At 66.5% G+C, this 12430-nt stretch carries 13 protein-coding genes; 8 read left to right on the plus strand and 5 right to left on the minus strand.

Annotation, left to right across the window (positions count from 1 at the left end):
* Window positions 1-157 precede the first annotated feature (157 nt).
* Together ACTJK0_RS12595 and ACTJK0_RS12600 are read right to left on the minus strand one after the other, a co-directional pair.
* Window positions 158-1708, minus strand: coding sequence for a putative bifunctional diguanylate cyclase/phosphodiesterase (locus ACTJK0_RS12595; protein ID WP_440745396.1), 1551 nt, complete (start codon window positions 1706-1708; stop codon window positions 158-160).
* 20 nt (window positions 1709-1728) lie between these two features.
* Window positions 1729-3372: an ATP-binding protein gene (locus tag ACTJK0_RS12600; RefSeq protein ID WP_440745397.1), complete on the minus strand. Its 1644-nt coding sequence runs from the start codon at window positions 3370-3372 to the stop codon at window positions 1729-1731.
* A gap of 217 nt (window positions 3373-3589) precedes the next feature.
* Between ACTJK0_RS12600 and ACTJK0_RS12605 the strand changes: the two genes are divergently transcribed.
* The 5 genes from ACTJK0_RS12605 to ACTJK0_RS12625 all read left to right on the plus strand — a co-directional run bounded on the left by ACTJK0_RS12605 (window position 3590) and on the right by ACTJK0_RS12625 (window position 7639).
* Window positions 3590-4366, plus strand: a complete 777-nt coding sequence (locus ACTJK0_RS12605) for a class I SAM-dependent methyltransferase (protein WP_440745413.1) — start codon at window positions 3590-3592, stop codon at window positions 4364-4366.
* Between the two features lie 158 nt (window positions 4367-4524).
* Window positions 4525-4974 (plus strand): Rho termination factor N-terminal domain-containing protein, encoded by a 450-nt coding sequence (locus ACTJK0_RS12610; RefSeq protein ID WP_440745398.1) that lies wholly within the window; start codon window positions 4525-4527, stop codon window positions 4972-4974.
* Window positions 4975-5062: 88 nt separating this feature from the next.
* Complete coding sequence (locus ACTJK0_RS12615) at window positions 5063-5506, plus strand: hypothetical protein (RefSeq protein ID WP_440745399.1); 444 nt, start codon at window positions 5063-5065, stop codon at window positions 5504-5506.
* An 84-nt stretch (window positions 5507-5590) separates the two neighbouring features.
* Window positions 5591-6400, plus strand: a complete 810-nt coding sequence (locus ACTJK0_RS12620) for an SDR family oxidoreductase (RefSeq protein WP_440745400.1) — start codon at window positions 5591-5593, stop codon at window positions 6398-6400.
* Between the two features lie 114 nt (window positions 6401-6514).
* Window positions 6515-7639 (plus strand): glycerate kinase, encoded by a 1125-nt coding sequence (locus ACTJK0_RS12625; RefSeq protein WP_440745401.1) that lies wholly within the window; start codon window positions 6515-6517, stop codon window positions 7637-7639.
* 133 nt (window positions 7640-7772) lie between these two features.
* Here the strand turns inward: ACTJK0_RS12625 and ACTJK0_RS12630 are convergent, their stop codons facing one another.
* Together ACTJK0_RS12630 and ACTJK0_RS12635 are read right to left on the minus strand one after the other, a co-directional pair.
* Entirely contained in the window at window positions 7773-8435 is a 663-nt protein-coding gene (locus tag ACTJK0_RS12630; protein WP_440745402.1) for a DUF6766 family protein, read from the minus strand.
* 4 nt (window positions 8436-8439) lie between these two features.
* Complete coding sequence (locus ACTJK0_RS12635) at window positions 8440-8961, minus strand: DUF6328 family protein (protein ID WP_110542291.1); 522 nt, start codon at window positions 8959-8961, stop codon at window positions 8440-8442.
* 220 nt (window positions 8962-9181) lie between these two features.
* On the opposite strand from ACTJK0_RS12635, the gene ACTJK0_RS12640 reads away from it, so the two are divergent.
* The 3 genes from ACTJK0_RS12640 to ACTJK0_RS12650 all read left to right on the plus strand — a co-directional run bounded on the left by ACTJK0_RS12640 (window position 9182) and on the right by ACTJK0_RS12650 (window position 11585).
* The gene (locus tag ACTJK0_RS12640; protein WP_110542292.1) at window positions 9182-10081 is read left to right on the plus strand and encodes an SDR family oxidoreductase; all 900 of its coding nucleotides are present in this window, start codon (window positions 9182-9184) and stop codon (window positions 10079-10081) included.
* 57 nt (window positions 10082-10138) lie between these two features.
* Complete coding sequence (locus tag ACTJK0_RS12645) at window positions 10139-10504, plus strand: hypothetical protein (RefSeq protein ID WP_110542293.1); 366 nt, start codon at window positions 10139-10141, stop codon at window positions 10502-10504.
* Between the two features lie 202 nt (window positions 10505-10706).
* Window positions 10707-11585 carry a glycosyltransferase gene (locus ACTJK0_RS12650; RefSeq protein ID WP_440745403.1) on the plus strand — a complete coding sequence of 293 codons (879 nt, stop codon included), beginning with the start codon at window positions 10707-10709 and terminating at the stop codon, window positions 11583-11585.
* Between the two features lie 167 nt (window positions 11586-11752).
* Here ACTJK0_RS12650 and ACTJK0_RS12655 read toward each other — a convergent pair.
* Window positions 11753-12430 (minus strand): sugar phosphate isomerase/epimerase family protein (locus tag ACTJK0_RS12655; protein ID WP_440745404.1); only part of this gene is annotated, 678 nt, incomplete at its 5' end.

The following is a 12430-nucleotide window of genomic DNA, read 5'->3' on the forward strand; positions in this document are numbered from 1 at the left end:
GTTGACGAAGTAATGACCCGATGGCCCAATAATGTTCAAATGTCCAAACGCCTTATAAAAGTACGGTGCTGCCAGACCTGAATTCCTCGGCGGCGAAAAACCAGACACCGCACGCTGATCGTATAACGGCGGCCGGAAAAGCGCAGTAGTTTTTACGTTACTGGTTAGCGCTTTCCTGCTGGTCAGCCAGCAGTTCCGGGATCTGCTCCGGCGGAACCGGGCGGCTGAAGTAGTAGCCCTGCGCGCTGCGGCAGCCCAGGTCGCGCAGGATGGCGGCCTGCTCCGCCGTCTCCACGCCCTCCCATACGGCCTCCAGCCCGCAGGCCCGAACCAGCTGAAGGACAGCAGCCACCAGGGCCGGCTGGCTGGGATCCGTCTCCAGCCCAGTGATCAGCGACCGGTCCACTTTGACCCGGTCCACGGGCAGCCGCCGCAGGTAGCTGATGGACGAGTAACCCGTGCCGAAGTCGTCAATTTCGATGCCCACGCCCAGGCCGCGGAGCCCGCCAAGCGAATAGCGGTCCAGCTCGTTGCCTTTGACGATCGCAACTTCCGTCAGTTCCAGCACTACCTGCTCCGGCTTTACGCCGGTCTCCTGGAGCGTGTTCCGCACGTCCTCGATGAACTGCAGGCTCTGCAGGTCGGTGGCCGAAATGTTGATGCGGACCGAGAACGTGCCGTCCACCAGGGCGGCGTCGAGCCACGCCCGCAGTTGCCGTACTGCCGTCCGAAGGACCCACAGCCCCAGCTCCGAGATCAGCCCTGCCTCCTCGGCGAGGGGAATGAACTCGTCCGGCATGATGAAACCCCGCGTGGGATGGTTCCAGCGGACCAGTGCCTCCACGCCTTCGATCCTGCCGGTGCCAAGTTCCACCACGGGCTGGTAGTGCAGTGTCAGCGCGTCATCCTTGATGGCGGCGCGCAGGTCCTCCACCAGCTGGCTGCGGAGCCGCCGCATCAGGAGCAGGGCGGGCTCGAACCGGTGCAGTTTGTTTTGCCCCTCGGCCTTGGAGGCGTACATGGCAACGTCCGCCTCCATCAGCATGTCCTCCGGGCTTTGGCCGTCGCCGGCCACGCTGAGCCCGATGCTGGCCCCGCAGCGCACGCTCCGCCCGGGCAGTTCAACGGGGTCCTTGAGGGAGGCCAGGATCCGGTGCGCCACGACTTCAGCCTGGTCCGCCGACGCGGACGGCATGACAATGGCGAATTCGTCACCGCCCAGGCGGGCCACGACGTCGGACGTCCGGACCGCGGTCCGCAGCCTTTCGCCAACGGTCACCAGCACCTGGTCGCCGGCAGTATGCCCCAGGCTGTCGTTGATGGATTTAAAGGCGTCCAGGTCAAGGAGCAGGATGGCCGGGCCATCCTGGGCCGCCTCGCCGTCGGCTCCCGGCTGCCCTTCGAGTGCGGTGCGGAGCGCGTCCAGCAGCGCCGAGCGGTTGGCCAGCCCGGTCAACGGGTCCTGCATGGCCATCTTCTGCATCTCGAGGTGTGCTTCGTGCAGGAGCTGGGTGCGGATCTGGACCCGCTGCTCAAGTTCGCCGTAAATGATCTGCAGGTCCTCGGCCAGCAGGTTGGTGCCCATGATGATCGCGTCGAGCTCGTCCCGTGCAGGCGAGACCTCGATTCGCGAGGTGAGGTCCCCGGAAGCAAGCCGCACAATGCCTTCCAGTAGCTGGGAGAGCCGGGGGTCGTCGTCGGCAAACATGGCCAGTCCTCCTTCGGCGCCTAGTTGGCCTGGGCGCGGTCAGTGCCGAGGGGAAGGCTGACCGTGACCGTGGTCCCGGCACCCAGGGTGGAGGCGACGTCGATGCGGCCGCCGTGGCGGTCCACAATGTCCTTGGAGATGGCCAGTCCCAGGCCGGTTCCCGGGATGGCACCGTTCATGGCGTTGGAGGCCCGGTAGAACCTGGTGAAGACATGGTTGATTTCATCGCTCGAAATGCCGATGCCGGTGTCGGCGATCCGGACGGTGGCCCACTTGGAACCGTCGGCCGTGGCGTGCGATTCGCTGCCGACTTCGATCCGGCCGCCGCTTGGCGTGAACTTGATGGCGTTGGACACCAGGTTGGTGAAGACCTGCTGCAGCTGCACCTCATCGGCGAGTATTTCCGGATCCTCAGGAACGGGGTCCACGTCGATGGTGACGTTTTGGAGCGTGGCCAGCGGGCGGAGCGCCGCGGCCACCAGGTCCAGGGTCTGTCCCAAACGGACGGGTGCCAGCTGCATTGCGGTGTTGTCCAGGCCGCCGCGCGAGACGCTGAGCATGTCTTCGATGAGCGTCCGGAGCCGTTCGGTGTTGCGGACCACGATGTCGAGCATCTGGTGGACCTCGTTGGACACCGGGTGTTCGGTGCTTTCCTGGATCATGTCCAGGTAGGCCATGATCGAGGTCAGTGGGGTGCGCAGCTCGTGGTTCACCGTTGCCAGGAAATCGGTCTTGGCCTTGTCGAGTTCCCGCAGCTGCTTCACCACCTGCTGCTGGCTGTTGATCAGGTGGCTTTGGATGAGCCCATAGGCGGCGTTCCCCGCCACGTGCCGGATCAGCCCCAGTTCTGCGCTGGACCAGGTGCGCTGTTTGTCCATCGTGGCGATCAGGATGATGCCCAGCGAGGAATTTCCTTCGCCGATGGGCACGGCCAGGGTCGAGGCCGCTCCGGCGACGGCGGGCGCCCGCTTGTCGTCGGCCCCTGCATCGGTGTCGCCGCCATCAGCGGAGAGCGTCTCCGTTCCGGCCCAGAGGGCGTCGGCCGTGGCGCGTGCCTCGTCCTCGCAGGGCAGGGCGCCGGGGGGCAGTTCCGAAAGGCCGGGCCGGTGCCAGGTGGCCGTGATGACGGGCACACGGTGGTCCTCGAAGGTGCAGAGGACCACGTGGTCGGCCTTGAAGGTGCGGCCGAAGCCCGAAACCACGTGGTTGGCGATTTCCTGCGGATCGTTGGTGGCGCGCACCGCAGCGGATACTTCTCGCAGCTGTTCGCGGAGCCCCTCGGCCTCCTGCCGCGAGGCCTGGCGCCGGGATACCTGTTCAATGAGGACGGTCGCACGGTGGACCAGTTCCTTGGGCGCCGGCGGCTTGGTGATGCAGTCGTGGATGCCCGGCGGCTTGGCCGCTGCTATTTCGGCGGGGCTGTCCAGGTCCACCATGACCAGGATGGGGGCTTGGGACTTGACGGAGGAGAGGAAGGCGTCCGCGACGATGACGGATGGTTCGCCGGCCAGCAGTGCGGCGGCCAAGGTGCCGGCATCGGCCGCTTCCAGGACGGTGTATCCGGCATCGCGCAGTGCCTGTGCGTTGCGTGCCAGCCGGCGGGCGTCGGGATCGGCGACGACGGCGGTCCGGGGCAGGCGCGCGTCACTCGGCACAGCCGTCACAGTGCTCCCTTCCCTCCCAGTTGAGTACATTCTAGGGGGATGCGGACTGCGCAGGTCCACAGTTGACGGACGTCGAAGCCACCGACTGATGCGCGGCCCGGGGACATGGCGCGCCGTAATGCACCGCAAGGGTGCACCCGCTGCGCCCGGGGGAACATATATTTGAGCCGTGCCCTACCCGACAAAGCCGCCGCGTTCCGCCTGGCAGAAGTACCTGATGATCCCCAAGCTCGTCAGGCTCTCGCGGAGCGCTCCCAAGGACCGCAACGCTGCGTGGGACAGCTATTGGGAACGCATCACCGCCACCGGCCCGGGCGGCGAGGTCCTCTGGGACTCGGGCAACGACCATGAGTTCCTGGGCTACAAGGACAGCCTCCTGCGCCACCTTGATCCCGGGCTTCCCGTCGTGGACGCCGGCTGCGGCCACGGTAGCTTCACCCGTGCGCTGGCAGGGATCTTTCCACGGGTGGTCGGTGTGGACGTCTCACCCCATGCCGTCGCCAAAGCTCGGGCCGAGTCTGCCGGGACTGCCAACACAACATTCGAAGCACGGGACATGACGGCGGAAGGCGCAGGCGCAGCCTTGGGGGAGTCCATCACCTCCAAGGACGAGGGTGCCAATGTCTTCATCCGCGGCGTGCTCCACGTCCTGGACCCCGCCCACCAGGCGGCGCTGGTGGAAAACCTGCGGACCCTGACCGGACGCCGAGGCACTGTTTTCATGGCCGAAACCAACTTCCAGGGGAACGCGGTTGAGTACGTGTCCCATCTGGGTGCCACCACCAAAGCCATTCCGGCGCCGTTGGAACTGGCCATCCGAGGACTCCCCATGCCGGGGCACTTCGGCCCCCAGGAGCGCGGGCGCGCCTTCCCGGCATCGTCCTGGGAACTCCTTGAGGATGGCCACGTGACCATCGATACCAATCCCGCGACGGGAGTCCCCGGCCAGGACCAGGTGCCGGGATATTTCGCCGTTGTCCGCCCCCGCCGCTAGCGCTGCAGCGGTCCAGTCCTTCCACTCCCACGCAGATTCCCCGCAGTTCCGCACGCCGTCCGCAGGGTCACTGCCCTGCCCTTGACACAGGGGCGGGTCCCGAGGCTACATGGTAAGTAGACTTACTAGTTAGCCGGGGGAGGGAGAGGAGGTCCGCTATGGCAGGGAATAAAGACACCAAGAGCCGTGAAGCGGATGAAGGCAGGGACCGCGGGGACCTGGGCGCTGGGCCCGAAGGCGGCAAGATCCGGCGCGGACCGGACTCCTCGAAATCCCTGAAGTATTCGCAGGAAGTCACCTCCACCGAGGACGAGCCGGAACGCGAAGGCCGGAGCCTTGCCACCACCCACCACGAAGTGATTAGACAGTGGGCGGAGGAGTGCAATGGCGTTCCTGCCACGGTGGAAGGCACCGGGCACGGCGACCATCTCGGCGTGCTGAGGATCGACTTCGGTGGCAAGGACGACAAGCTCCGCCACATCAGCTGGGAGGAATGGTTCCACACTTTTGACTCCCGAAAACTGAATTTCATCTACCAGGAACAGCGCAGCGACGGCACACAATCGAACTTCTTCCGGTTGGAGAATCCCAACCGCGAAGACGCCTGAGCCGCACCCGCGCCCCAGCGTCCAGCCGGCGCCGGATCATCCTCCGGAGCTGGCCCCGGCCGCCGGCGCAAGACCTCCAGGACCAATCATGAGCAACCTCATTCCATCCGGGGCACTCCGCCGGATGCTGCTTCCCCCAACGTACGGACGGCACGTCACCTCGAATACCGAATTCACCATCCTCTCCGTAGAGGTGTGGGCATCCGGGCTGGTGGTGAATATCCACCTTCCCTCGGATGACGCGCCCCAGCCCCGGATTACGCTCCAGGACCACTTCGGGACCGAATACACCCTGCAGGAGTCTGCCACCGTGGGTTCCCGCAACCTCCAGGTGTTCACCCCATCGGTTCCGCCCGGCACCAGGAGCCTGACCGTCCGCTCGGCGGACGACTCGGCCGGCCGGCCCGTGGTGACTTTTGCGGTCCCGTTGATGGCCGTCCCCGGACCGCCGCGGGAGGCCGAAGCGGCAGGCCCCCGTCCCTCCCACGCTCCTGCTGACGAGTACGAGCCGGAACTCCGCCGCCCTGCCTGACATAAAGGCTGCCTGATCCTGGCCCGCCGGCCCTCAGTGCCGGCGGGACGCAATTGCCCTCCGCACCTTCCGAAAGGCCCCATCATGCCGGACACCAGCAACTTCACGCCCTCCACTGCCATCGTGACCGCCTCCGACTCAGGGATCGGCAAGGCCACCGCCGTGGCCCTTGCCCGCGCCGGAATGGATGTCGGCGTGACATGGCATTCGGACGAGGAGGGTGCGGAAAAGACAGCCAGCGAGATCCGCGGACTGGGGCGCAAGGCCGTGGTCCTGCACCTGGACACCACCGAACTCCGCTCTGCTGCCGGCGTCATCGATGACCTCGCCGCAGAACTGGGCGGCCTGGACGTCTTCGTGAACAACGCGGGGACGGGCGCCAGTACCGGATTCCTGGACATGGGCATTGACGACTGGATGCGGATCCTGGACACGAACCTCAATGGAGCGTTTGTCTGCCTGCAGGCGGCGGCCAGGCGGATGGTCCAGGCCGGAACCGGCGGTCGCCTCATCGCGGTGTCCAGCGTTCACGAATTCCAGCCCCGCGTCGGCTCGTCCGCATATGATGCGTCCAAGCACGGCCTTGGCGGCCTGATGAAGACCATGGCCCTGGAACTCGGCCAGCACGGCATCACAGCCAACACTGTTGCTCCCGGTGAAATCGCCACGCCGATGACCGGGCAGGAGGACCAGGACCCGACGGCAACGCAACGGCCCGGAGTGCCTCTCGGGCGTCCCGGGAACGCGTGGGAAATCGCGGACGTCATTGCGTTCCTGGCCTCGCCCGCGTCCAGCTACGTCACCGGTGCGGCCTGGGTGGTGGACGGGGGGATGTTGCAGATGGGACCGCAGGCGGGCTCACACATCACCGGCAACGATTGGCGCGAAGCGTAGGCAGCTCGTGGAGAGCGGCGGCCCGTCGGTCAGCGCCGCCGGATGACAGTCATATAGGCGCCGGTTCCTCTGTTGGTAAGCGCTTTCCGGCGCGTTGCTGGCATGATGGAGCGCATGCGCATTCTTATCGCTCCGGACAAGTTCAAGGGGTCCCTGACGGCAGTCGAGGCCGCCGCCGCCATGGCGGAGGGGGCGTTGCGGGTCTATCCGGACGCCGTAGCCACCCAGTTCCCCATCGCCGACGGCGGGGAAGGCACCCTTGAGGCGGCCGTCGCGGCAGGCTATGAAGAGCGGTTGAATGCCGTGGTGGGTCCCATCCTTGCTCCGCTCGGGGCCGCTTGGGCCATCCACAAAGCGGCCGGCGGCAAGGTAACGGCAGTGATCGAGACCGCCCAGGCGTCGGGTCTGGCCGACATGGAGCCGACCCCCGAAAACGCGCTGCGCGCGCACAGCTACGGGTGCGGCCAGCTCATCGCTGCCGCCCTGGACGCCGGGGCCACGGAGATCGTCCTGGGACTGGGCGGATCGGCGATGACCGACGGCGGCAGCGGCGCGTTGCGCGCCCTTGGCCTGAAGCCCCTGGATGCGGCCGGGAACATGGTGCCGCTGGGTGGCGGCTCGCTGGCTGACGTCGTCGCCTTGGACACAAGCGCGCTGGATCCGCGCCTTACCGGCACCACCTTCCGCATCGCCGTGGACGTTCGCAATCCGCTGTATGGTCCGTCCGGCGCGGCGCACGTTTTCGGTCCCCAAAAGGGCGCGGACCAGGACAGTGTGGAAAGGCTCGACGCCGGGCTGCGCAACTGGGCGTCAGTGCTGCGGGAAACAACGGGCCGGGACGTGAACGTCCCGGGCGCCGGCGCCGCCGGTGGCTTCCCGGCGTCGTTCCTTGCTTTCACCAACGCCAGCCTGGAAGGCGGCTTCGCGCTGGTGGCCGGGCTGACCGGGCTGGCCGGGCAGCTGGACCAGGCAGACCTGGTGATCACCGGTGAAGGATCGATGGATGCGCAGTCACTCACCGGAAAGGCCCCGATCGCGCTCGCGGAAGCTGCCCGGGAGCGTGGTATTCCCGTCATCGTGGTGGCCGGAAGGATCCTCGTGACCTTCGAGGACCTCGCGGCGCACGGCGTGGTGGCAGCGGCGCAGCTGCTGGATGTCGCAGCTGGCCCCGACGACGCCGTCGCTAACGCCGGCAAGTACCTGGCCTGGGCCACAACCCAGGTACTCGAAGGGGCCTAGCCGTACTTTGTGCTAGCCCACGATCGTGGTGTTGCGGCGGCGCCGGAAGACCAGGTGGGCCGGAAGGGTGGTTCGCAGGAACGTTCGCATGCAGTCTCTCCTCGCGGATGGGGCTGGCGGAGAGTGCAGGCTCTCAAGTTCCGGTTTCGTAGTGCGGCTCGGCAACGGGCTTGGACTCAGGGGACCCCTTTTCCCGCAGGTACACCGATGCGCCGACCAGGACGGCAACGGACAGGAACTCGCTCTGCCAGTTCTGGAAGGACTCGAACCAGAAGCGGCTGGAGCCCAGGTACTGCACGAAGGTGATGCTGGGCTGGCCGTGGCTTTGCTGGTCCTGGTTGTACTCGTCCACGCCCCCGGCGGCGTGCAGGAGGAACGAGGCCAGGAATAACGCGAAGAGCAGGATCGACAGTGAGTGCTCGTAGAGCTTGAGCGCCGCCCCGCCCCGCCGGATCGGCCACGGCGTGGCCCTGCTGATGTTGGCGTCGCGCGGATCCTCATCCTGCGGGGCCTTCTTGCCCATGGGCTTGGATTCGGACGAGCCCTTCTGGAATAGGAACACTGTCAATACGACGTACATGGCCATCTGAAGGAACTCGGATTCCCAGTTCTCAAAGGTGGCTTCCACGAAGGCGCCCGTGCCCAGGAACTGGAGGATCGAGACCGCAGGCTCCCCGTGCGCCTGCTGGTCCTCGCTGTAGGAGGCGGCTCCGGACGGGATCATGCCCACGAAAAACGCCAGGAAAAGGCCGGCGTTGGCCAGCAGCAGTCCGTGCTCTTTTGCCCATCTGCGCATGTCTTTACTCCTTCTCAGATTGGGGCGGGAGCATCCGGCCTGATGCCCGCTTGTTCAGGCGGAGCGGCACAAAAACCAGCATGACCACCATGACGCCCAGCAGCGCCCCGCCTGCGGTAACGCCCGCGGAGCGGCCCGCAGCGACGTCGAACACCAGGGCGGCCGTGCCTGCACTCAGCAGGGCGATGCCGCCAAGGGCAATTTTGGTAATGCTGTCTGCACTGGATACAAGTGTTTCCTTAAGCCGTTTGCGGAAGAGCCGGCGGTGCACGCTGACCGGTAGCAGGATGAAGGCGGTAGTCAACGCGGCGATGACGACATTGGTGAGATACAGCCCCACCTCCCAGCCGTCCAGCTTTTCGAACCGCTGCTGGAACGGCAGCGTCAGCAGGAAGCCGGCCAGGATCTGCACCCCGGTCTGCAGTACGCGCAATTCCTGAAGGAGTTCCGCCCAGTTCCGGTCCAGCTGCTCCTCACGGGTTTCATTCCGCCCCGTCCTGCCGGTGTAGTCCTCAACTTCGGACATGTGCGCTCCTTCCTTTCCGCCCAGGGCCCAGGCCTTCTTTCTACTCCTCCCATACCCAGAAACAAGGCTGGCCGTTGCGCGCGCCACCACATTTGATAAGTTTACTGATTATTACCCGAAGTGGTGGACTTGCTCCGCTGCCCGGGATAGCTTCAAAGGGCCGGGACATGGCGGAGCCTTTTCCAACCGACACAGGTCAACCGACACAGGCAGGCGGACTATGAGCGACAGTGACAAGCAGACAGACCAGCCGAAGGATCCTCGCGGCGGCTACCACTCAGGCCCATTCCCCGAGCAGGAACAGAAGCAGCCCGGCCTGACCGGGCCCATGGATCCCAAACCTGACCATGGGGAGTTCAGTTACGAGGGCCATGGCAAACTCGCCGGAAAGGGCGCGCTGATTACCGGGGGTGACTCCGGCATCGGCAAGGCAGCGGCCATCGCCTTCGCCCGGGAAGGTGCCGACGTCGCCATCTCCTACCTCCCCGAAGAGGAGGACGACGCGCAGGACACCGCCGAATGGATCCGCAAAGCAGGACGCCGGGCACTGCTTCTTCCCGGTGACGGACGGGAGGAGGAGTTCAGCACGCGCATCGTGGAGGAGGCCGCAGCCGAATTCGGCCGCCTCGACATCCTGGTCCTGAACGCGGCCTACCAAAAAAACCGTGAGAGCCTGCAAACCCTCCCCACCGAAGAGTTCGACCGCGTCTTCCGAACCAACCTGTACTCGCTGCTGTGGTCTGCGCGCGCAGCGGTACCGCACCTGAAGGCCGGCGCGTCCATCATCACCACGGCCTCCATCCAGGCCTTCAACCCCTCGCCGGGTCTCATCGACTACGCCATGACCAAAGCCGCGCAGGTGGCCTTCACCAAAGCCCTCGCGCAGGAACTCGGGCCCAAGGGGATCCGCGTGAACGCGGTGGCGCCGGGTCCCATCTGGACGCCCCTGATTCCTGCCACAGAGTGGCCGGACAAGCTCCCGTCCTTCGGCCAGGACACACCCCTGGAACGGGCAGGGCAGCCCGCGGAACTCGCCGCCGCCTATGTGCTGCTCGCCTCCGAGGATGGTTCCTACATCTCAGGCGCCGTCCTCCCCGTCACCGGCGGCAAGGGACTGTGAAGGCGCAGGAGAAACCACAAAGACCAGCAATATCGGCAACGAACAACAGGAGGAAGCATGACGCAGGAAAACCAGCAGGCTGAACCCGGGGCCGCTCCCGGCGGCTACGGCACCCCCACGGCCGAGCAGGAGGCGGCCGGAGCTCAGGGCGGCCAGGGACAGCAGTCCAGCGGCGGCACTTCTTCCGCCGGCGTGGACACCAACGACCCGCAGTCCGGAACGGGCCAGGAGCCCGTTCCGCATGACATGGACCTTCCCTCCAGCGCAGCCGAGATCGATGAGTCCAATGACGATTCCCAGGGCTCGGCGCCGGTGTCGTCCGAGTCCGGCCAGGAGGCCACGGGCATCCCGGACGGCAGCGGAAATGACCTGCCGCAGGAAAAGTCGCCCAACGACGACGGCGAGAACTTCGACGCCGGCTAAAAAGGGCCCGATCAGCCGGCCCCTGCCGCCACTGCCCTCCCGGCAGCGGCAGCAGGGGTTTGCTGTTTCCGGGGTATCGGAGGGGGAATAGATCCTGCCCGGCTGGGTACGGAATATGCAATACCAACGTGCCGGGAAACGGGCAGCAGCATGCACCGGGTGCTGCCTGCCGGTGCCAACTTCGTTGCCGGGAGGGTGGACTGTGGCCAGGAGAACTTCGGAACAGTGGGCGCGGCACCAGGACCGGCCGGACAAAGTGGCGGTGGACGTCCTGATACCCACCTGCAACCGTCCGGCGGAGCTCGCGGTCACCCTCGCGGGACTGGCCGCGCAGTCGGAGCCGTCGTTCGCCGTCCTGGTCAGTGACCAGTCCGCGGGCCAGCCCGCTTGGGAACACCCTGCCGCCGCCGCCATGGTGCGGGTGCTGGAGGCGCAGGGCCGTCCCGTGACGCTGCTGCGGCACCTGCCCCGGCGCGGACTGGCCGAACACCGGCAGTTCCTGTTGGACCAGTCCACGGCCGGCCAGTGCCTCTTCCTGGACGATGATGTGTGGCTGGAGCCGGGAGCGCTGGAGCGGCTGAGCGGGGCACTGGACCGGCTGCAATGCGGCTTTGTCGGCATGGCCCCGCAGGGGTTGTCCTTCCTGGACGACCGGAGGCCGGAACAGACCGCCCCCTTCGAGGCGTGGCAGGGCCCGGTGGTCCCTGAGCGCATCCGGCCCGGTGACCCGGGTTTTGAGCGGTGGCCGCTGCACAGCGCTGCCAATCTCAGCCACCTCGGTGCGGACCTGTCGCTGCAGCCGGGCGAGTGGGTGCCCTACCGTGTGGCGTGGCTGGGTGGCTGCGTCCTGTACCGCAGGGAGGCGCTGAACGACGCCGGCGGCTTCCGCTTCTGGACAAGCCTTCCGGCCGACCACGCCGGCGAGGACGTCGTGGCGCAGTGGCGGGTGATGGAACGGTACGGCGGGGCGGGCATCCTGCCCTCGGGTGCGGTCCATCTGGAGTCACCCACCACCGTCACGGACCGGCGCGTGGAGGCGTACGACGTGGTCCTCGGGCAGGAGTCTGCCCGGACGCCCTAGCAGTACCCCCGGGTCCCGTCCTGGTGCCCGGGGGAACCACACGTCGTCGTCCATGATCCGCGTGGCCAGCCCGCCGGCAGGGGACGCCCGGTAGATATGCCCATCATCCCCTGAGGCAAGCCAGAGTTCTCACTGCTGGCCTGGCCGCAGGAGGCGCACGGCGTGGATCAGTCCTTGCTGCTGAAGGCGGCGTCGAAGCTGGTTTGTGAGGCGGGGAAGTCGAACTTTTTGAGGTTGGCGAGGGCTTCGGGCGCGCCGTGGAGGCGGTCCATGCCGGCGTCTTCCCATTCGATGCTGATGGGTCCGTCGTAGCCGATGGCGGCCAGGGCCCGGAAGGAGGCTTCCCAGGGGACGTCGCCGCGGCCTGCGGAGACGAAGTCCCAGCCGCGGCGGGGGTCGCCCCAGGGCAGGTGGGAGCCGAGGACGGTGTTGCGTCCGGTTTGGCGGATCTTGGTGTCCTTGCAGTCCACGTGGTAGATCCGGTCCTTGAAGTCCCAGATGAAGGAGACGGGGTCGATGCCCTGCCACAGCATGTGGGAGGGGTCCCAGTTCAGGCCGAACGCTTCGCGGTGGCCGATGGCTTCGAGGGTGCGGACGGTGGTCCAGTAGTCGTAGGCGATTTCGGAGGGGTGGACTTCGTGGGCGAAGCGGACGCCGTTTTCGTCGAAGACGTCCAGGATGGGGTTCCAGCGGTCGGCGAAGTCCTGGTAGCCGGCGTCGATGACTTTCTCGGGGACGGGCGGGAACATGGCGACGTATTGCCAGATGGAGGAGCCGGTGAACCCGACGACGGTGTCCACGCCGAGGGCTTTGGCGAGCCGGGCGGTGTGTTTGAGTTCCTCGGC

The sequence above is a fragment of the Paenarthrobacter sp. 22069 genome, assembly GCF_052046035.1.
In the GTDB taxonomy this organism is placed as follows: domain Bacteria; phylum Actinomycetota; class Actinomycetes; order Actinomycetales; family Micrococcaceae; genus Arthrobacter.